This is a genomic window from Mesorhizobium sp. P2_A12 (assembly GCF_056405075.1).
This window is the reverse complement of the sequence record NZ_JBFUCU010000004.1, coordinates 627,609-648,067: the sequence shown is the minus strand read 5'-3', so window position 1 is coordinate 648,067 and position 20,459 is coordinate 627,609. Positions and strand designations below refer to the sequence as shown.

Annotated in this window: 19 protein-coding genes; 3 read left to right on the top strand and 16 right to left on the bottom strand. The window is 59.5% G+C overall.

The features are described 5' to 3' along the window. Positions 1-223: 223 nt before the first annotated feature. The 4 genes from AC1DZU_RS13460 to AC1DZU_RS13445 all read right to left on the bottom strand — a co-directional run bounded on the left by AC1DZU_RS13460 (position 224) and on the right by AC1DZU_RS13445 (position 4,914). Positions 224-1,180 carry a DUF2950 domain-containing protein gene (locus AC1DZU_RS13460; RefSeq protein ID WP_477285274.1) on the bottom strand — a complete coding sequence of 319 codons (957 nt, stop codon included), beginning with the start codon at positions 1,178-1,180 and terminating at the stop codon, positions 224-226. Positions 1,181-1,205: 25 nt separating this feature from the next. After that, positions 1,206-2,561 carry a DUF3300 domain-containing protein gene (locus tag AC1DZU_RS13455; RefSeq protein ID WP_477285272.1) on the bottom strand — a complete coding sequence of 452 codons (1,356 nt, stop codon included), beginning with the start codon at positions 2,559-2,561 and terminating at the stop codon, positions 1,206-1,208. 216 nt (positions 2,562-2,777) lie between these two features. Continuing rightward, a complete protein-coding gene (locus tag AC1DZU_RS13450) occupies positions 2,778-3,812 on the bottom strand; it encodes a DUF2955 domain-containing protein (protein ID WP_477285270.1) in 1,035 nt (344 codons plus the stop codon). Continuing rightward, the gene (locus AC1DZU_RS13445) at positions 3,802-4,914 is read right to left on the bottom strand and encodes an HlyD family secretion protein (RefSeq protein WP_477285268.1); all 1,113 of its coding nucleotides are present in this window, start codon (positions 4,912-4,914) and stop codon (positions 3,802-3,804) included. The genes AC1DZU_RS13450 and AC1DZU_RS13445 overlap by 11 nt, the downstream gene beginning before the upstream one ends. 449 nt (positions 4,915-5,363) lie before the next feature. Between AC1DZU_RS13445 and AC1DZU_RS13440 the strand changes: the two genes are divergently transcribed. Next, complete coding sequence (locus AC1DZU_RS13440) at positions 5,364-6,011, top strand: MarC family protein (RefSeq protein WP_477285266.1); 648 nt, start codon at positions 5,364-5,366, stop codon at positions 6,009-6,011. A gap of 141 nt (positions 6,012-6,152) precedes the next feature. Here the strand turns inward: AC1DZU_RS13440 and AC1DZU_RS13435 are convergent, their stop codons facing one another. The 11 genes from AC1DZU_RS13435 to AC1DZU_RS13385 form a co-directional block, all read right to left on the bottom strand. After that, positions 6,153-6,479 carry a hypothetical protein gene (locus AC1DZU_RS13435; protein WP_477285264.1) on the bottom strand — a complete coding sequence of 109 codons (327 nt, stop codon included), beginning with the start codon at positions 6,477-6,479 and terminating at the stop codon, positions 6,153-6,155. Between the two features lie 25 nt (positions 6,480-6,504). Beyond that, positions 6,505-7,164, bottom strand: coding sequence for a L,D-transpeptidase (locus AC1DZU_RS13430; RefSeq protein ID WP_477285262.1), 660 nt, complete (start codon positions 7,162-7,164; stop codon positions 6,505-6,507). A gap of 68 nt (positions 7,165-7,232) precedes the next feature. Continuing rightward, a complete protein-coding gene (locus AC1DZU_RS13425) occupies positions 7,233-8,201 on the bottom strand; it encodes an ABC transporter substrate-binding protein (protein WP_477285457.1) in 969 nt (322 codons plus the stop codon). 307 nt (positions 8,202-8,508) lie between these two features. After that, positions 8,509-9,042, bottom strand: a complete 534-nt coding sequence (locus AC1DZU_RS13420) for a hypothetical protein (protein ID WP_477285260.1) — start codon at positions 9,040-9,042, stop codon at positions 8,509-8,511. 73 nt (positions 9,043-9,115) lie between these two features. Further along, positions 9,116-9,592, bottom strand: a complete 477-nt coding sequence (locus AC1DZU_RS13415; RefSeq protein ID WP_477285258.1) for a hypothetical protein — start codon at positions 9,590-9,592, stop codon at positions 9,116-9,118. A 214-nt stretch (positions 9,593-9,806) separates the two neighbouring features. Beyond that, positions 9,807-11,741, bottom strand: coding sequence for a DUF3604 domain-containing protein (locus tag AC1DZU_RS13410; RefSeq protein WP_477285257.1), 1,935 nt, complete (start codon positions 11,739-11,741; stop codon positions 9,807-9,809). Then, a complete protein-coding gene (locus AC1DZU_RS13405; protein ID WP_477285255.1) occupies positions 11,738-12,514 on the bottom strand; it encodes a hypothetical protein in 777 nt (258 codons plus the stop codon). Before AC1DZU_RS13405 ends, AC1DZU_RS13410 begins: the two co-directional genes overlap by 4 nt. A gap of 9 nt (positions 12,515-12,523) precedes the next feature. Further along, positions 12,524-13,519 (bottom strand): HupE/UreJ family protein, encoded by a 996-nt coding sequence (locus AC1DZU_RS13400; RefSeq protein ID WP_477285253.1) that lies wholly within the window; start codon positions 13,517-13,519, stop codon positions 12,524-12,526. A 47-nt stretch (positions 13,520-13,566) separates the two neighbouring features. After that, positions 13,567-14,442 (bottom strand): peptidyl-prolyl cis-trans isomerase, encoded by an 876-nt coding sequence (locus AC1DZU_RS13395; protein ID WP_477285251.1) that lies wholly within the window; start codon positions 14,440-14,442, stop codon positions 13,567-13,569. A 287-nt stretch (positions 14,443-14,729) separates the two neighbouring features. Further along, positions 14,730-15,116: a hypothetical protein gene (locus AC1DZU_RS13390; protein WP_477285249.1), complete on the bottom strand. Its 387-nt coding sequence runs from the start codon at positions 15,114-15,116 to the stop codon at positions 14,730-14,732. Positions 15,117-15,649: 533 nt separating this feature from the next. After that, positions 15,650-16,450: a hypothetical protein gene (locus tag AC1DZU_RS13385; RefSeq protein ID WP_477285247.1), complete on the bottom strand. Its 801-nt coding sequence runs from the start codon at positions 16,448-16,450 to the stop codon at positions 15,650-15,652. Positions 16,451-16,995: 545 nt separating this feature from the next. Between AC1DZU_RS13385 and AC1DZU_RS13380 the strand changes: the two genes are divergently transcribed. Continuing rightward, positions 16,996-18,711, top strand: coding sequence for a hypothetical protein (locus AC1DZU_RS13380; protein WP_477285246.1), 1,716 nt, complete (start codon positions 16,996-16,998; stop codon positions 18,709-18,711). A gap of 365 nt (positions 18,712-19,076) precedes the next feature. After that, a complete protein-coding gene (locus AC1DZU_RS13375) occupies positions 19,077-19,697 on the top strand; it encodes a hypothetical protein (RefSeq protein WP_477285244.1) in 621 nt (206 codons plus the stop codon). Between the two features lie 477 nt (positions 19,698-20,174). Here AC1DZU_RS13375 and AC1DZU_RS13370 read toward each other — a convergent pair whose 3' ends face one another. Continuing rightward, positions 20,175-20,342 carry a hypothetical protein gene (locus AC1DZU_RS13370; protein ID WP_167392245.1) on the bottom strand — a complete coding sequence of 56 codons (168 nt, stop codon included), beginning with the start codon at positions 20,340-20,342 and terminating at the stop codon, positions 20,175-20,177. Between the last annotated feature and the right edge of the window lie 117 nt (positions 20,343-20,459).

The following is a 20,459-nucleotide window of genomic DNA, read 5'->3' as shown; positions in this document are numbered from 1 at the left end:
GCTCCACACCACCAACCAAGTACCGGAATCCGTTCTTTCGCGCAACTGCCGGGCACGCGTCTTAATGTTTCGCCTGGGTCTGCGCCGCCGTCCGCTCCTGCACCAAACAGCTAGGCAAACGACAAAGAGTTCGTCGAGTACCCGGCCGCTGCAAGCCATGCCTCCGACTTTATTTCATGCGGGCGACGCCACCCGAAATCTCGATCACCGTTTCCGAACCAGGCTAATCACCTGTCAGCTGCCATTTGTTATCGGGATTGAATTGCTTTATCGCGCCGGCCACAGCCTCCGTTTTCGGGCCTAGATCGGCCTCGCAGACAATGCCTTGCTGATTGACCACAAAGGTTTTGACGCCCGTTTCGGCATATTTCACAGGCCAGGCGACAAGCGCGAAACCCGCAATCATGTTGCCGTTGATAATATAGTTGTAGGCGCCACCGGCGATATTCGCGCCTTGGCCGGTCAGGATGCGGAAGCGATAACCAAAATAGCCATTGCCTTTCTTCGCCTTGTCGAGAGCCGCCTGGTTGATGAAATCGCCTGCCGGACTAACGCCATTGGTCTCGTCGGACGGCCAATATAGTCCGTCGGCCCGGCCCTCGCTGCTGATCAGCTTCTGGGCGTATTCGAGCACGCCATCACCGTCGCGGTCTTCCGCAGCGTAGTCACGCTGAGCTTCCACATAGGCGCGAACCGTTTCGATCGCTGTGATCTCATTTTCGCCGACGCGCCGGTTGATGATCTCTTCGATGCCAGCATAAGTATCGAAAGCCCATTTGCCGTCCTTGCCCTTGGTGATGGGGAATGGCAGCGTCCACAGCTTGTCGCCAATGTCGAGTTCCCTGCGGTCGCCAAGATCGCGAACAATCACCGTTTTCGCAGCGCCCTGCTGGATCTGCGCGTAGGTGTCCATCACGCCTTCGCTTGTCCGCAGCTTCGCTGCATCCAGACCAAGCAATGCCGCCAGTCCGTCGAAATCGTCCTTCGCGAGGACCGATTTAAACGCATCCACCGCCGCCGAGGGATCATCGAAGTGTGGCGGATCGTTCTTGGTCACGTAGTCCGAGAGGCTGTGCACCTCTTGTGCACCGGCAGAATTTGCGGAACCCGCGCCAATGCTCAAGATCATTCCGGCACCGAGCAGCGAACGTAGAACAAGACTCCGGACGGACGTTTTCATGTCGGTTCTCCTCTCGCCAAATCTATTAACGCCGGCGCCCGCCACCGCCCTGCCTGCCACCGCCGTGCCTGATCATTTTGTTGCCGCCGCCGCCGCTGCGAATTCCGCCTCCCATGCTCCTCGCACCGCGGTTAGAGGCAATCTGCTGACGTTTTCCGGAGCTGACGTTGCCAAGACCCGAAGGATTCCTCGGCCTGTTGTCCACTCTCGCTGCGGGCCTGGGCTTGCCGACCGCACGATTGATATTCCCCGACGTCTTGGCCGTGGGGCGATCATTCTTGCGCGCCGAGGAAATCGGGTTGTTGTTGGTTGGCTTTTTGAAGTCCTGCCTCGACGCCGGGGGTCGGCTTTTTAAACCCTCTCTGATTTCGCGTTGGCGGACGTCCGTCACCTTGCCGGACTTTCCGGCAAGCGTGCTCGCTCGGTCCCTTTTCAGATCGGATGCCTTGTTGCGCATATTGTTGCGATCGTCGGCCTTGACCCGATTGCTGATCTTCGTTTTGTCGATGTTGGCGAATTGGTTCTTGTCGAAATTTACTTTCGAACGGTCGACGTTTTTCCAGTCGACGTCGTTGAAATTGACCTTGCCGTTTATGTTGTTGATGCAATTGTTGCAGTCGATATTGATATCGTTGCCGTTCCACCGGCCTCCTGACACACCCCAGCCATTCCAATCCACTGCCGCTGCCCAGACGGCGCCAGTCACGAAGGCCGCGAAATAGGGCGCAGTGGGATAGTAATAACTTGGGTAGGGGTCTGGATAATAGGAGATCGGAGCGACCGGATAGTCGGTGGCATAGAGCATTTGCGGCTCATACCGTGGAACATAGATCGTGTCCGCGCTCGCGGACCGGATGACGACATTGTCGTTCTCCTTGACAACCTTGATCTTGTCATCGGACTTGATCACGCCTTTGGCGACAGCCGTGTCGCGCAACTGCTGTATGGCGACCAGAACGTCTTTTTGCTGATACGTCAGTGCGTCGCCAAACGCCTGGGTCCACTCCAGATCGTCGCTCATCATCTTGACGATGGCGGGATAGTTGAGCAGTGAGATGACGCTGCCGTCCCAGCTTTCCTTCGGTTTCGGGCCTGGCTTCTTGGCGACCTGATCCAAAAACCGGCTCGCTTCCACGATCTGCAATGGATAAAGCGACGCTTCGGAAATGACCGCGACGAGTTCATCGGGATAGAGCGCGATGCGCGCTACCAGTACTTCGAGTTCATCCTCGTCGAGCGGTTCGGGAGCTTGGTTAGCCGCTGCGCTAGCTGTAGCAGCGGCCTGATCCTGAGCAATCGCGAAAGAGGTCGGACCCGAGCAGATCAAGAACGTCAGTATGGCCACAGCGCCAACAGGCCAACGCGGAAGCTTGATCTCCATTGTCGTCCCTCCAAGGTATGTGAACCTGGTTTTCAGCGATGTTCTGTCGCCGAGTCTGGGCGAGTGCTCTTGCCTTGGCGTTACGTTGGCGCATTACCTGCCGAGGCGGAAGGTAAGTAACTGTATGCTACGTGCAGAACTGGGAAACCCTGCCAGCGGATCAGTCGAGGCCGAGGCTATCTTTCGGATCGAATGTCCGCGTCGGTCACGAGCACCTTACGACAGCACGCTGTCTTCAGCGCTGCGCCTCGGTCCTGGCCAAAGCAACGCCGCCATGAGGATCGTATAGGCGATGGCGACGAGTATGTAGTTGACCCGCGTGGCAAAGGATTCCGCCGCCGATCCCGGCAACGGCGATACGCCCGTTCCAAACAGGATGAGGAAGATTGTCAGCGCACCCGCATAGAGCTTGGCGGCAGGGTCGCTCAGCGCGGCGCGGCCGCCGAACACCAGGCCGGCGAGCAGCACCAGGACAAACAGCGTGGGGGTGGTGGGACGAACCTGCAGCAATGCGAACGCAAAGGATGCAACCACGCCTCCGAGGAGATTGACCATGACGAGGCCGAACGCCGCCCTTGCGCTTGCGATGACGTCGAGCTGTGACAACAACGATGCGACAGTGATTGGAATGACGATCGCCGTGGCGAGGCCGTCCCGAGTCAGGCAAGCGAGCACGGCGACCAGCAGAATGGCGGCGTTGGCGGCGGCATAGCGCGCAGCGCGAGGGTTTCCGGCAGGAGCCGGGACTTGAACATCGGCGCTGCCTCGGTCGGGTATGACCGCATGGGCAAGCCACATCAGGATCGCTCCACTCACCACGCCCTGCACAAGGATCGACAGGATGGAATCACCGAGATCGCGGTTGAGCACGGTCAGCAGCGGCACCATCACGGCAACCACAAGGACAAGAAAGATCGCCCCGCCACCCTTGCCGTTGGCCTGCAAGTAGAAACAGACGAAATAGACGAGCCCGAGCAGCAGCAACAGCACCGGCGGCCGGTCGCCTGTCAGTACCGCGACGGCCTGCAGAAGCGCGCCGGCGACAACAATAAGGATAGTCATTCCCAGGGCCTGTTTCAGCTGTAGTGGGCGGGAACTGGAGATCAGGAACTGCGCCGCGAACAACGGTCCCAGAAAGGGGATGATGGCCCCCGACAGAACCGACCATGTAAAGCCGACGGCCACGGCCAGCGCGATGCGCAGACCCTTGCGCCTGGCATTGGCGTGCGCAAGCTCACCGTCAGCTGACATAGGTCAGGACCGACAAGATGCGCATCCAGATGCGGCCGATCGTGTTGGTCACCGGATGGTCGCCGGTATAGATCACCACGTTCGCCTGCGAGCCGTAGCGCACGCCCTTGGGTCTGCCCTCGTCGAGGATCAGGCGGACGGGAAAGCTCTGTGGCGTTCTGACCCATCCGCTTTCGGTGGAGATTTTGGGGAGGCCGGTCTTGGGATCGACGCTTCCCTGAGCCACGCCCATCCCGACGCTCTCGACCGTGGCGCCGAAAACTTGGCCGGGCAAGAGGTCGAACAGCACGTCGGCGCGGTTGCCGGCGGCGACGTTCTCAAGGCTGTTTTCCTTGAACGCCGCGGTGATCCAAACCGTGCCGACATCGATGAAGGTCATGGCGCTCTGGCCGGCGCCGACAACGCCTCCGACGGAAAGCTGGAGGTTGGTGACCACGCCCTCCGCCGGCGCCAGGACCGTAGTGCGCAAAAGGTCAAGCTGCGCGCGTTGAAGTGTTGCGAGCGCCTCCTTCAACTGCGGATTGTCGGCGCCTGATGGGCCAAGTTCTTCTTGTGCCTTCTTCAGGTCCGCCTCAGCGGCGACGACCGAGGCATTTGCCTGGTCCACCGCCGCCTTCGCCTCATCGTACTTCGCCTTGGAATAGACGCCCCGCTTGACGAGCTCCATTGCCCGACTGGCCTGTTCCTGCACGTGGTCGCGAACTGCCTGCGCTTCCACAAGGCGCGCCTGGACGGCATCGACGGAGGCTGTGGAAGCCCCGATCGACTGGCCTACCCGGGCAAGCTTTGCTTCCGCCTCAGCGACGGCCAGTTCGTACTGCTGCGGATCGATGCGAAACAACATCTGACCAGGCGTCACTGCGCTGTTGTCGACCACACCCACTTCGATGACCCGCCCGGTGACCTCCGGCGCAATGCCCACGACATAGGCACTGACCGTCGCCTGCGATGAAGAAGGTGTACGTCTCTCCATGAAGATTGCTATCACGAACAACAGACAAGCCAGCAGAAGCACGGCCAGCGCGACACGGCGCAGCGGGTTTCCCTTCCTGGCCTGCTTATCCGGGTTGTCTTGAGAAATCCCGGTTGCATCGGACGCCATGGCATCTTCTCCCTGTCAGACCAAGCGGGCATCGCGCCACCGACGGATGCTTGCCTCCCGGAGTCTTCAGCCCAGGCAAGCCGGCATGCGAAACCCGGCGCGCAGGTACGAGTAGAAATGACCTAGCGACGGCTCGGTTTTCATTGTGCAGGCGCCCCTCAGCGCGCCCACACTATACACAGTCTTTTGACGGTTCCAGCCAACTTGGGTGTTAATTACGTGGTAACAACGGCCAGATTTTCGCAACGGCAATTCCCAGGATCAGAGCGGGTTGCGCGGAAGAGCGAGCGCTAGCGTTGTGAAATATAGAGCCGTCTAAACAGGTCGTATTCCAGCGCGTTTGTTGGATGGTCCGGCTTGTCTTGGCAGCAGCGAATTTTCCCGGATTTGCTAGACAACCTGTTTCGGATGGTCGACAGTTGTCCAAGGCAGTGTTGAGGGGATTTCCAATGGATTTTGCGGTCCTTGATATAAATCTGGCGGCAAAACTTCTCCTGCTCCTGCTGATTGGCATGGGACCGAAGATCGCGCTCGTGCCTTTTCTGGAAAAGACCCAAAAGTTCGACACCGAAACCAAGGTCAGGATAGGCCGCCAGATGGTCTTGACGGCGCTTGTTACGGCTTTGATCCTTTTTGCCACTGGCGCTCTGCTGATGAGGCTACTTCATATCACTGGCGGTGCAGTGGCGATCGCCGGCGCCATTATCCTGGCGCTCCTCGCGATCAAGATGGCCTCTGGACCGACCGAAAAGCACGAAGAGGATTTGGGCCTGCCGATTGACCCCGAAAAAATCGCCATTTTCCCGCTTGCTGTCCCCTACTTGCTGAATCCTGTGGGCATCACGGTCATTATCATCGCGTCTGGCGAAGTCGTCTCGGTTGCAAGTGCAGTGCTTGTCGCCGGGCTCATCCTGCTTGTCGGCGCATTCGACTATCTGGTGTTCACCAATATCCACGCTGTGGCCAAGCGAATGAAGCCGGCCAGTCTTATCGTTTCGGAGGTCGTGTTCGGCATTCTCCTAACAGCGGTAGCGGTCCAACTGGCTGTTAGCGGATTGGTCAATCTCGGGATCATCACCACGAACGTTGCACATTGATTATGGGCTCGCGCCCATAGGTTGGCGGCTTGCTCGATCTAGCCAATGCCTTAACCGCTGAAACTATGCTTCAATGCCCAGTCATGCATTGTCGCCAATTGAAATCGCTGGAGCGACGCTCGAGAACACGACCAAAGCCAATCAAACGGGCTCAACAGATTTCACGTTGCCATCGGTGTCCACGAGGCAGCTTGTCTTCTTGCCGCCGGCATCGAGCTCGACCTGATAAGTTTTGGAATCGATCTTGCTCGAGGAGATCGGAAGTATCTTGGCGCTGTTGACGCCGCTCGACTTGGCGACCGCGTTGGCGCAAAGAAGCTGCAGATCCGCCGGAGCCGTCTCAACCTGCGTCCTCGACATCTGCTCCGGAGCAGGCGGCGGCGTGCTGACGCAAGCGCTCAAGCTCTGCGCCATGAATCCAAGAGCTACAATCAGGATCGATCTTCTCACTGCACATTTTTCCGACATTGCTTGTCCCTCTCCGAATGCCGCTTCAAACGCCCTTGTAAAGGGCCGCCCCCTGCATCAGAACGATGACCTTGGCTCCGACCTTGACGCGCGACGCCAAGTCGGTGATGTCGTCGTTCCTCATCCGGATGCAGCCTGACGACACGTCGAGCCCGATCGTCCAGGGCTCCGGCGTGCCGTGTATCCGGTAGATCGTGTCCTGATCGCCCTCGTAGAGATAGAGCGCCCTGGCGCCGAGCGGATTGTCGGGACCTCCCGGCATGCCTGCCGCATATTTGACCGCGTTCGGATCACGAGCGACCATTTCGACCGGAGGCGTCCAGGTCGGCCATTCCGCCATGCGGCCGACGCGCACGATACCGGCCCATCCAAAGCCTTCCCGGCCGACGCCGATGCCGTAGCGCATGGCCTGCTGACCGGGCTGCACAAGGTAGAGAAAATGCTTGTTGCCATCGATGATGATCGTACCGGGAACCTCCGCGGTGCGGAATTTGACCATCTGCGGGCGAAATGCCTCGGGCACCTCCTTGTGGGCAGCGTAGTATTTTCGCGCTTTCTTCTTGTCGTAGTCGACCCACTTATGTGTCTGCGGATCGAACACCTGCGTCTGAGCGGCGTACGCCAATGTCGCGACGACCGCGGTCATGACAAGCGCGGCGCCAAGAACGAGGCAGCGGCCAGCCATTCTGTGATCATTGCTTTTCAGAGTGACGGACCGGTTTGCGAGCGAAAAGGTCATGGTCGTCCCTGCCTCTACTTCGACCAGGCGCTAAGCCGGTCTTGATGCTTTGCAACCCAGGCCTGCGCGTACTTGGCGGGATCTTGCCGATCGACCTGCAATGCGTAGCTCATCTCGGTGACCTCGTCTGAGCTGAAGTCGACATGAGAGAGGAAGGCCGCCACTTTCGGCAGGCGCTTGGCCATCGATGAGGCAAACCCGATGTAGAAATGGGATGCGTCCCACGCCACCGGCGCCTCAGATTTCGTAAGCCAGTCAGGGTCGTCGCTCGGCATCACGATGTGCCACTTGGCCGGATCGTATTTCGGCTCGGTCAATTGGACGATATCATGGAGCTTGAACATATGGTGCGGACTGTAGCAGTAGAATGCCATCGGTTGCCCCGTTGCCGCGGCCGCATCGACTGCAGCCATTGCCATGTCTTCCGGCATTTGAAGGAGCGTCATCGTTTTTTCGTAACCGTAGCTCTTGGCCCGGATCTTCTCGATGCTCGTCGACGACCAGCCCAACGCGCCAATCCACATTTCGCCCTTGCCATCGCCGTCGGTATCGAACACGGCCGCTTTTTTCGGATCGGCGAGATCTGAAATGTCCTTGACGCCATATTTGTCTGCCGTCTCGCGCGTCACGCAGATGCCCTGCGTAGCCGACACACCCTTGGGACTGAGGTCCACGGTCTTGCGCCCGTCGACATATTTCTTGACGAGTGAATCGAGATTGGGAAGCCAGACTTCCGGATAGACGTCGACCTCCCCGGTATCCATTCCGGCGAATGCGGTCATGGAGCCCATCTCGCGCACGTCGGCGTCCAGATTGAGTTTTTCCTTCAATCCGTACTTGATTATGTTGGCCGCGGCCTGGCCTGATGGCCAGTTCGGCATTGCAATGAGGAGGTCAGCCGCAAGGGATCGGCCATGCACCGCCAGCATCGTCAGAGCCGCCAGCGACACTTTCAGCAGATGTCGACGAAATCGACTGTCCATTGTCTCCCTCCCGCGGGCCTGAGATGAACCGCAGCGGCAACGAGAGGACTCCCGATCCGCCACGCAACCGGCACACCACCGCCGGAACCGCTTTTGTCTGCCAGCCGGCGTTCCATCCCGTTTGTTGGTTCGTGTTGTCCCGAGACTACCGGACCGAGCCGGCAGCGGAACGTAAGTTACGTGGAGGGCGGGGTAACTTTTTGACTACGAGGCCGTTCAAACGGCTCGCATCGGGGCTTAATATTGAACTGTGTCGATCACATGGAAATCGGTCAAAGGGCGTCGCCCTGCCCATGACGATCGATCGCTAGTAACAATTACCGGAATCGGCTTCCCTGGGCGAACATCGGCGATAGTATCTGTCTGAGTGATAACCATCGCCGTAGTATCGGTCGTGGTAATATGGATCGCCGTAGTACGGATCGACATAATACGGATCGCCGTAGTACGGATCCCCGTAATAATCGCCGCCTCGGTAATACCCGTCGTAATAGCCGTTGCTGTTGGCGATCACGCTGCCAAGCAGCGCTCCGGCGACAAATGCGCCGCCCGGGACCCAGAAGTCGTTGTGCCTATGGTAGTGGCGATAGCCGCGATAACCCCTGTACCAGCCATCCCGAACCTGGAACACATCTAGCTGCGCGCCTTGTGCCTTGGGCACGAATATTGGGGCGGCATCAACTGGAACAGTGCTCGCAAGTGCAAAAGCTGCGACCATGGCGGTCGCTATGCCTGACAGGAACCTCATGATCACGTACTCGCTGGTGGCAATATCTACCGTATGCGAAACGTCGTCATTAACTGCGTGAAACGCCGTCGATCGAACATTGTTCCGAGACATGCAAACGTTTGACGGGCAGACAATGCGGCCGACCCGCCGGCACACTTCTAACGGACTGGGTTGGCAGCTTGAACTATCTGGTACGGCCGGGTGCCGAGGAATGGTCTTCTCGTGCCCTGCCCAACCGTTCAATTTCGAGCGAATAGCAAAACAGACTGAACAGAACCAGTAGGACATCCAACAGCTTGACCGCTCCCTGAATGAATGACGGGAATCGATCGAGTTCCGGTACGTGGCGGAAAAAGAACACCGAAAACAAAGCGCCTCCGAAGAAGAAGCTGACCCGGCTGGCGAACAGGAACAGGTGCCTGACCAAGGCATTGCGAAACGGTGCGGGCATCGCAACCCAGCGGAACCTGACCCAGTAGCAGGTCTGTAGAACGAGGGCACCACAGACCACCGCGGACTGCTCATAGGGGTTGATATCCTGTGGTTCTCCCAATTGCGTGATCACTTGCCGGAAAATTGGGAAAATCGTCAAAAACAGGAACATCGCCGCAGCCGTCTCAACGACCATCAATGAGACGTATCGGATGTTATTGCTGGCCATGCTGGACTATCCTCGACGCAGCGGCGGCGCCTTTGGTCGCACAGCCACAGACCATGGCGTTCCCGCTAGAAAATACAACTTCACCATATCGCCTTTGGTCGGCTTGACGTCGACCAGTGCCGCCTGCCGCCGGGATCAAACGCAAGGAGGTCAAGGTCCCTGCCACGCCGAAAGGTGCGGCGAGGCCCTTGTGCCTCCATCGCGCGGAGGTTGGTTAGCCGGCTGGCGTGTACCAGATCGGCGACGTGTAGGCTCGCTCCTGCGTCGTCATGGTCACATCCGGCGACATCTTGATGCCAAAGTATTTGGCGTCATAGGCGGGCCAGCGCGGCGTCGGGATTTCAATGACGCGACCATAGTAGAAAGCCCGCTGGGACGGATCGAAATCGGGGTCCTTCCATACGGCGCTAAGCTCTGGCGCTCCGATCGTGTTGGTCCATGTGGCATTGGCTACGTCGACCGTGTCGCCAACCGGCGGCAGCTTGCCATCGGCGCCCGGCTTGCGGTCGCCGGACCAGGCAACATCGTAGACCTGTTCATGCACCTCACCAGCGGCGTCCAGCCAACCTTTGACGATCTGATAGCGGTCGAGATTGGCGCCGATCGGATCCTTCAATGCCGCAACCAGGAAGGTCGGCACCTTGCCGGCGGGCGCCTGCTTGAGGTCGCCGCCCATCGGCACGCCCTTGGTGTAACCGGCGATCGCCGGGCTGCGGGTATTGGCGTCGGCTTCGACGAAATCGAAACCGCCGAAGAACCGAACTGCCATCCGCGGTCCGGTCGTGGCATAGGTTTCGCGCCGTTTCATGGCGTCGAAGATCGATGCGCGTGTGTTCTCCTGCGCCCACACTGCGGCATAGCCCGATGCAGTCGTCTCCCAGCCCAGGATCTTTAGGCCAAGCTTGGGGTTTGCCATGAACGGGTGAGACCAGCGTTCCGGGCTCGGCTCGCCGGTCGATATCTTGCCGAAAAAATTGTCGTCGTCGGCAGTGGAGAGGCCCGTGTGCGAATCTGTGCTGCCGACCAGGCCGAACTTGTAGGGATTGACCCCCAGCTTGGCTTCCAGCTTCAGCCCGTTCTTGAGCGCCGAGCGCGTATACTCGAACTCCAGCATGTCCGGTGTCTTCTTGACGCTGAGGTCAAGATTGCCCTTGTCCCATTTCTCGAAATTGGCGAATTCGTCATTGGGAGAAAGAAAGGGATGGCTCTCACCGTCGCCTTTCATCTGGGTGGTCTCGTAAAGCACCTCCCAGTTGGCGCGTTGCTCGGCGTATTCGCGATCGATCTCCTTACCGGTGACCGGCTCGATGATCGGGAACATCTCGCCATTGCTCAGATTGCCATTGTGGGCGATGGCAAGCACATCGCCGCCGGTCTTGTCCTCATAGTTCCGCAGCCATTTCCACAGGTCGCGCGGGTTGTTGCTGCCGACGGGCGGTTGCGTCGTGTACGGCTCGATGAGACCGGCCTTTTCGGCACCATCGCGGAAGATAACATTGCGGTGGAGATTGTTGCCCTTGGACAGCGACGTCCATTCGAAGCCGATGAAGGCGGTGAAGCGCCCCGGATCGTTGGCTTCTTCGGCTGCCGAGATGATGCTCTGCCACACCGACCGATAGGCGGGATTGCCCGGCTGGTAGATGATGTCGGGCGGAAATTTGCCTTGCGAAAAGGTTACGACGATGGCCCACGCAGCTTCCCCGGCGTGCCCCGACTGTATCATGTCATACCACTCGCGGGCCTGTGCGTTCTGCAGGATCTCCGGCTTTCCGGCCATGAAGTCGGTGAACCATCCCATATTGTCGGAGTGATCCGCGACGACCAGGAAGTCGAGCGGACGCGACAGCTTGGCCGGCTGTCCTGTCGAGGAAATGACCTCCTCGCCCTTCGCAAATTTGTAGGCCTCGCGCGGTCCCAGCCTGGCGCCGGCCGCGCCGGCGTCGAAGGACAGGGCCGTGTGCAAATGCGTGTCGCCAAACAGCGGCCGCGTCGGGAAATTGCGACCGGCATAAGGTGAGTAGGGCCGGGCCTTGATGGCTTGCCCCGCTTCCTCGACGGTATAGGTGCCGGCATCCTGTGCCCGCGCCACCGCGCCTACACAGACTGTAAGCAATACAAGACTTGTGATTGTCAGCGGCTTCCGGATCATTGTTTCTCTCCCTGATGGAATGAAATCTCGGTGTGGTCAGGTGTGCATGCGAGCTCAGCGGGCGCGAAGCCAACCGGGTGCGATTGCATCGAAGCGAAATGGGGTGGGCCGGCTGCCGCGCTTGCCAGCGAGACGGCCGGTTTCGGTGATGTTTCGACAGCACTGTCGTTTGCGCCGACATGCGAATAGCAGAGCAGGAATTGGGCGATCTGCGGTGCCGATCCATAGAGCCGCACCACGCCACGCTCGACGGCCTGGCCGAAGGTCAACCGCCGCGCCGCGATTTCGGCTATCACGGCTTCGCCGGCGACAATGACCAGATCTCCGGGCTGCGCCCCTGAAACATGAACCGTTGTGCGCAGGCCATCAGGACCCTGATCGAAGCGCGTCCACAACATCGGCTCAACGATGACCAGCGAAACCGAAAGCTGGGAGGGCCCTGGCGATGCCACCCGGAGCATGTCGCCGAATTGCTCCAGCGCCGCCGCCGTCAGCTTAAATCTATGTCCGAACAGATCCGGTCCGGTCTGATCGAAGTTCGCCACCGGCAGCCGTCCCGCCGCCACCTCTCTCGATATCGCGCCGACGACATAGAGTGAATCCGGATAGAGCCAATTCAGGAAGCCCTGCGAAGTCGTTTGCGGACTATCATAGCCGCAAGTACGTCCTTCGGAGACCGGAGCAGCAGCCATCAAGGACGCGGCGAGCGCAACCGTGGTAGCGCGTGCTAGTTTCCCGCGTCTCAGGCGCGGCAGTCTTGCGGCGGGTCCCATTTGCTCCTCCTACAAGAACATCGCGTCCAGCCGCTGGACGCTCCAGAATGCCGCGATGATCCCGATGGCATAGGCCGACGCGACGATCGCCTGCCGCGGGATCATGACGAACCGCATCATCGAATAAACCGCGGTCAGCAAGACGGCGATGAAGGCCAGTTGCCCGAGCTCGACGCCGACATTGAAGGCCAGCAGCGCCAGCGGAATGTCGCCCTGCGGCAGGCCCAGCTCGACCAGCGCACCGGCAAAGCCGAAGCCGTGCAGCAGGCCGAAAACGAAGGCCACCATCCACGGCCTCACAATGGCCAGGCTGAGCTGCCCGCGCTCCATCCGCACTACCTCGGCAGCGACCATGACGATGCTGATGGCGATCATCGCCTCCACCGGCCGCGATGGCAGCGTCAGCCATCCAAGGGTGGCGCAGCTCAAGGTGATTGAATGAGCAGCCGTGAAGGCGGTGATCGCTTTCACCAGCTTGCGCCAGTCGCGCACGATCAGCATCAGCCCGGTGACGAACAGCAGGTGGTCGAAGCCGAAGGCGATGTGCTCGATGCCGTGACGGACGTAGGTGACGAACACCGCCCAGGCGCTCTGCGACGCCGGAATGACTGCTGACGGTTCGCTGGGGGTGAGTCGCGCCGTCCAACTGTTGCCGTTCGCGAACACCACGTGGACCAGCGCGTCGGTCATGGTGTTCTGCAACCCGTCGATCACGACGTTCTGGCCTGCGAGCGGTTCCAGCGTGCGCATGCGCCAAGTCTGCACCATGGCATCGCCGGTCGGATGCGAGATGATCGGCGTCACCGTCTCGATTTTGCCGGAAAAGAGTGCCGACAGCGCCAGTCGCGCATTGCCCTGCATTGGCGTTTTGAAAAGAACGCTGAACTCGTTCGGCGCCTCCTCCTTCAGGCTGAGATAGGCGGGGCGCACCTCGTGGGAGTAGGCAGCTTCGCAGAACAGCGCAGCAATGGCTGCCGTCAGCAGGACCAGTCGAACGCACTCCAACGCGGAGCGGGCTCCCCGCACAAGCTCAGGCCACTTGGCCAGCCGTCTCATCGTGCGGCCACGTTCGTTGCAGGCCCTGACCCCAGTGTCGCTTTCGTACTCTCGTCAAGCTCGACGCCGTACTTGTTGCGCAGCTCGACCAGATACTCTTTGCTCAGTTCGGTCTGCTTCGCGGAGCGCCACTCAGCCAGCACGGCATCTTTCACGGTCTCGAAGGGCTTCGGCGCGGTCGCCGTGCGCTGCGTGACGAGGACCAGATGAAAGCCATAGCCGGATTTCACCGGACCGCGCCAGCCACCCGGTTCGAGTGCAAACACCTCGCGCCCAAAATCGGCGCCGAACATTCCCGACAGCGCCTGTTCGTCAGTATCGGCAAAGCTGTCGCCGAACAGCAGCCGGTCGCCCTCGATCGAGTCGCCCTCGGCATTCGCTGACAGCGCACCCAGCGCCGCGGTCGCGTCCGCCGCGGCATCCTTGCGATGCTCCGGGTTGAAGTAGACCTGCCGGAACGACAGTTTTCCGGGCGTCTCGAAGTGTGCGGGGTTGGCGGCATAGAACTGCTGCAGTTCCGCCTCGGTTGGCTCGGCAAGCTGGGCCGTGTCCTCGACAAGGAATTTGAGCTTTTGTGCTAGGCGGCGGCGGATGATGGTGTCGTCCTTCTCGAGGCCCATCTCCTGCGCTTCGCGCGCCATCACTTTCTCATTGAGGAGATCGTCGACAAGACCCTTGAGTTCATCGGCGGTTGGTTCGCGCAGCCATTGGCTCGACCAGGTCTGCTTGAGCCACTGCACGTCGCCTTCGCCGATACGCACCGGCTCCGCAACCGTTGCTTCGACATGCCTGTCATTCAGCCAGGAATAGCCGCCAAACAAGATCGCGCCGACGACGGCAAAATGCAGCAGAGGCTCCCTGAGCAACGTCATACGCTGTCCTCGATTTCCCGCTACGGCTGCGTCTCGCACGACCGATGAGCGCTTCCTGCATTCCTTCATGGATAGTAGGCACCAAACAGCTGGCGCTGGAATGTAAGTTACGTGGGGTAAGCATGTAATCGCGCTACTGAGCCGCTGTCGTTGCCAGGGGATTGCCTTCGGAGCAGAGAATCCGCATTTGAACCTTGCTGGCGCTTCAGACGAGCGCCGCGCCATCGTTGAGCATCTTGCCCGTGGCAGTCGGATGCCAACGTGCCACAATGCGCACCCCTCGGTTGTCAACGGCCCCGAAGGGGAGTTTCGCTCGGAAAACCCCGCAGAAGCAGACCACCCCAGACGGCAAGAAGTGCGTGAAATGCAACCGTGGGCCACAGCATGACGCCGGTCATCTTTAGGACTGCGGCCGCGTAGACGAGGAGAATTGATACGGCTGTGTTGTAAATCAGAATGCCAACAAGCAATCCGAATAGCGCATGACTTACCTTGTCCTTCCGCGCCATCCAGCTTGCGACACCTAGGGCAAGCAGCGCCGCGCCCGCGACGCGGCCGACAAAAATTGCTTCAACCGTGGCGCTTTCCAATCCAAGCAGGACAGCAAACGGAACGGAGGGCAACAAAGCAAGACCGAGACCTGTCGCCGCTTCGACCGCCGCGATTACGATCAAGAATAACTTTCGTGTCGCGTTCATCTGTTGACTTTGTCCACAACTAGGCCCGCTGATTGATGCTGGCACTATCCGAGCGCACGACCGCGATCGGTCGTTGTTTGGACGATCTTGTCGCTAAGGCCGATCTGTCGGTCAGGTCTGGCTGGCGGCCCGTCCGCGCCCAATCAGTTAACGTGGACGACCACGTACTTCGACCCCGTGTGCTGATAATATTTCGCGCCGCAATGCCAGATTGCCGTCCCGTTGACCGAAGTCTTGACGCAACCGGCCGGTAGCCTGGCTACGTACACGCTTGTTCTCCGGATGGTTCGCCGGGTCGCGCGKCGCGCGACGCCCGCTGCGCTTGTGGCCGTAAGAGGCCGGCCAACGCGGGCCAACGCCTCAGATGATATCGATCCCTGGGTCACCAGGGAGACCGGATCGATCTGTACGAAAGTGGCCAAAGCCAAGGCCAGGACGGCGCAGTTGCGGAACGTAAGTTTCGTTGTCATCATTTCCTCCACTGTTGTTCGTTGATGCAGATGCTGGATCTAGAAACGCATGACCAGTCCCATGATCGGTCCCTGCTGGACGACATCGAAGACGAAGCCGTCATTGCGGTAGTTGACGCCGAGCGCGCGGTAGCCGGCGACGGCAGAAAACCGCTCGTTGAACCGGTAGCCCAGTGCGGCGGCGACATCCCAGTCGACATTGGCGCCGCCTGCACCAACCATACCCCAGCCCGTCAGATAGACTTCAGGCGTGAGCGAGTAGTTCGCGCGAACGCCAACCAGCCCGTCCACCCAGGTCGCTCCGTCGCTGCCGGATACGCCGTCCAGGATACCGCCATGGAAGTCGAGGTCGGTGTCTACGGACCAGACCCTCATGGCGCCGACAAAATCGAGACGTCCGGCGTCACTCTGGAGGATCGAATAGCCCGCTCCGACCAGCCCTGAAAATGTCTGCGACGAGACCTCGACACTGTTGGCGACGACGCCTCTTGGTGTGCCGCTTTCTCCCGACAGTTTTACGTACATGAGGTCGCCGAAAATGCTGTAGCGGTCGTAGCGAGCCTCGGCGACGGCCATGGCCGCGAAGTCGAGATTCTTCAGGATGTCACTAAAACTCGAGTCGACCTCGACAGTGGGCAGACCAAACTGCGCCACGTCCCCCGACATCCCGGCCGCCCAGAAATACGGCGCAACCGAGAACGTCCACCCCTGTTCGGTCACGACTGGCTTCAGCTCCGGCGTCATGGGTGAGACCGCATCGGCGGCGCCGGCAGGATGGGCGAGCCAAAGGAAGGAAAGGACAGCCCAACCTAGGGCTTGTGTCCGATAGAAGGTCATCATGTCAGGGTCCCCTCCTGAGGTGTCCGTCGTTTGCGGATTTGTTTCTTGGGAGAACGAGAGTGCCTTACCGTGCGAAAACCGTCCATCGTCATGCATGGCGATCATGGCTGTTCACCGTGCCGGCCACGGGTTGATACCCGATTTGCGGGCGGCATCGGTATTCAGCACTGCTGCTCCTACCTCTCCAACCAGGCGATCTATCAATTCCTGCCATTCGGCTCGTCTGGCGTCCCGCAAGGCCGGCGGGGCCTGGTCGACCTTCGAAAGCGCTAACTCTGCATCCGCGAGCTCCTCGCAAATATCGCGAAAGCTCTCACTTCGGTCCATCAGCCGATGGATCGTCAATTCAAATTGGGGGTATCGGCGCACTGCCGCCGAGACCGCTCGGTGTCTGTCAGACGATCCGCCTTTTGTGCTCATGACGCCAGTTCATCGACCTGACGCAATCGTATTGCAAAGAAAGGGCAGCGGGAGGTAAGTTACGTGGATAAGCATGTAACCGAGCGACAACAAAAACCGGCGGTTGCAAGGGATCAAGCGAGGACATGGCGATCCAGGCGGAAACGCCCGCACCAAGGGAGCACGAGCCCCCTGTAGAGGCTTGTCGCGCCCAACTTGCCCTTATCCTCGACAGTGCGGACTTCGATGCCACCAGCCGCGAGCGCCGCTTCCTCACCCATGTGGTGGAAGAGGCTGTGTCGGGACGAGGCGACCGTATCAAGGCCTATTCGATCGCAGTGGAAGTGTTTGGTCGCGGCGAAGCGTTCGACCCGCAGACGGATCCGATCGTTCGCATCGAGGCTGGCCACCTCAGGCGTGCGCTCGAGCGATACTATCTGACAGCCGGACATACAGACCCAATCCTGATTACGATTCCAAAGGGTGGTTATGTTCCTATCTTCTCGCTTCGTTCGCCGCCTTCGTTGGCGCAGCCGCAGGCGCCCATAGTTTCTCAATCAATCACCCACCCTCCGGTCGGGTGGATTGCGTTCCTGCTACCGGCAGTGCTTGCAGCCATTCTCGCGGCTGGAGCATCAGTATTGGCGTGGTCGTGGGTGCCTGTCAGGTCAAGCGCGCCAGAAACGCCCCGCGTGCTTGTTGAGCCGTTTGAAGATCTGACCGGCACCGCCGCGGCGGCAGCCATTGCGAGCGGATTGAAGCAGGAGATTGTCAGCCAGCTTTCGAAGTTCAAGGATATCGTGGTCATGGAGTCGGCGCCTAACGACGGCGATGCGTCGACCTCGCCACCACGATTTGTCCTTGCCGGAAGTGTCAACCTATCAGTCGATACCTTTCTGCTTCGAGTGAGATTGATCAACCGACCCGACGGTTCGGTTCTCTGGGCAGACAGCTATGATGGCCGGATGAAAGTCGCGGACCTTGTCGGAGCTCAAGCAGACATCGCGCGGAATGTGTCGACGAGCTTGGCTCAAACTTATGGCGTCATCTTCCAGGCGGATGCCAATCTCCATGTCGACAATCCGCCCGAAGATTGGGCCGCATATTCCTGCACGCTGTCTTTCTATGCATATCGGGTCGAGCTCAGCCCCGACACCCGTGCATCGGTGCGTTCGTGCCTCGAGAAGGCCGTACGGCGCTTCCCGAATTACGCCACCGCGTGGGGTCTTCTTTCGCTTATCTACATCGATGACTATCGATTCGAGTTCCCCACCGATGCCACGTCGTCCGCCGCCGTGCTGGAGCGCGCCCTGGCAGCAGCAAGACAGGCGGTGGAAGTCGACCCTCTCAACGTAAGAGGGCTTCAGGGAGAAATGCTTGCGCTCTATTTCAGCAAGGAAATGAACCTGGCATTGGGAGTGGGCAAACGGGGTTTGGCGATCAATCCCAACGATACCGAGTTCATGGGCGAATACGGACAGCGCCTGGCGGTCTCCGGAAATTGGCAGGACGGCTGCGCGTTGATAACGGAGGCGCGCCAAAAAAATCCGCGTTCGTTGGGCTACTATGAGGTGGATCTGGCTCTTTGCTCTTATTTCAGCGGCGATTATTCTCAGGCGGTTATGTGGATCAAGAAATCGCCGGTCCGATCGAACCCGATCTATCATATTGTTGCGGCTGCCGTTCTGAGCGAAGGGGGCTACAAGATCGAGGCTGATCGCGAGCGTGGCTGGCTGGAGCAAAATCAACCGGCTTGGACGAAGAACATGCGCCACGTGGTTGCGATGCGCTTGGCCCGTTCGCAAGACGTCGAAATTTTCATCCGTTCACTAAGGAAGGCCGGCTTCAACGTGGCGGATTGAGGGCAAATTCTGTGATGCTGGCAGGTACGGCAACACAAGCAGTCGGAATGCCCGCCAGAGCAATTCCAGGAAAAGTGTGAAACGGTTTTCCGTCCGGAATTGCGTCAAAACAGAGAGTTGGAGCAGTTCGCCGTTTCCGTGAAACGGTCAACTGCTCTGGTGCGCAATGCGGCCTTACATCAACGCCTGCCACGCCTGGCTCGCGATGTAGCTTGTGGCCGGCTCATAGGTCATCTCCCCCCTGATCAGTCAAAGCCCGCGCCTCTGGCGGAGAGCGCGGGCCGACCAGGCGATGGAGTCCCGATCTTCGGCAGGATGTGGGTGAGACATCAACTGCCGCAACCACAAACTGTTAGAGACCTCTAATGTTCCGTCAAGCCGGTTCCGCGGCGTGCCGCAACCGCGATGGGATTGCCTTCATGGCCCTGCAGCCAAGAGCAGGCGTGTTCCTCCCAGACATGCCTCTATTGACGCCCGCCATGCGGGTAGGGCACGTTTCGTCGAGTATTCTCAAAGGGGGCCTCATGGCTGGCAAGATCCACGGCTTTCTGCCTGCCACGGCCGAAATGCCGACTGACCGTCAGCGGTTGATCACCCGCTATATCTTCGGAGTCTTGATCGACCTCGTGGTCCTAAACCTGTTCGATGAGTTTTCGGACAGCGTCACAGTCTCTTCCTTCAGCGTGTCGTTGCTTGCCGCCATCTTGTTGCAGGCACTTCTGAAGGGAACGATCGCCATCGAGCATCAGGTCGCCGTGTTCTTCACGGCAAGGCAAGGTGCCTTCATGAAGTTCATGCGATTCTTCGGCGCATGGGTGGTGCTGTTCCTATCCAAATTCGTGATCCTGGAGGCGATTACCTTCGTGTTCGGGGATAGGGTTCGTTTCGAAGGCATGCTGCACGGGGTGGTGCCGCTGATTATCGTCGTCATGGCCATGCTCTTCGCCGAGGAAGTGATCGTCCGGTTCGTCAGATGGATCCGTTGAAAGGCCACGCAAGGTTCACTCCACGTAGGAGGCACTGTTTCTTCTAGCGGGACGCAGGCGCGGTCCGGAGCGCGTCAAGCGGTTGCTGAAGACCGATTATTTCCTCGAGCGGCTTCATCACGTCGCCCTGGTGGATGGCACGAATAGGTCGGCGACAGCCTTAGGGCAGCGGCGACCTTGCTGCAGCGCCCGCCCGCTGGCGGGATCATGTCACGTCACGTTGAAGCCGCTACCGGTGGGTTCCAAACACTTTCGGCAGGTCCGCGCGACATTGGACGCGGGAACGCTTAAGCCCAAGGCTTCCGCGATCACACCATAGGCTAACGCGATCATGCAGTACACAATACAACTACCAGCGGTCGATTCCTTAGGGATGTAGCCACTCTGAAAGCCCGCCGCGGGTCGCTCCCGTGGCGGGCTTTTCATCGATCGGCACTAGGTTTTCGGGCTTCCATCAGGATGGCCTTGGGTAGACCGTCAGCGTCCCTTCTTGACCTTCGGCGCAATCTCTTCAATCCGCACCTTGTCCCCGATTTCCTTGGCCAAAGCGAAGGCCTTCTCCTTGTCTTTCGTTGACAGGACTGTGCGCCAGTGAGGTTTCTCGAACACGCTCACAACATAGGTCGGCACCGGCTTGTCGGTCATCCTTCCGGCCTTCGGAAATGGCCTGTGCGGTGGATGCTTGGGCGAAGCGCGCCGCACCGGCCACTATAATAGCGGGAAAATCCCCCGCGCCGATAAGTCTATATTATATTAGAAGTC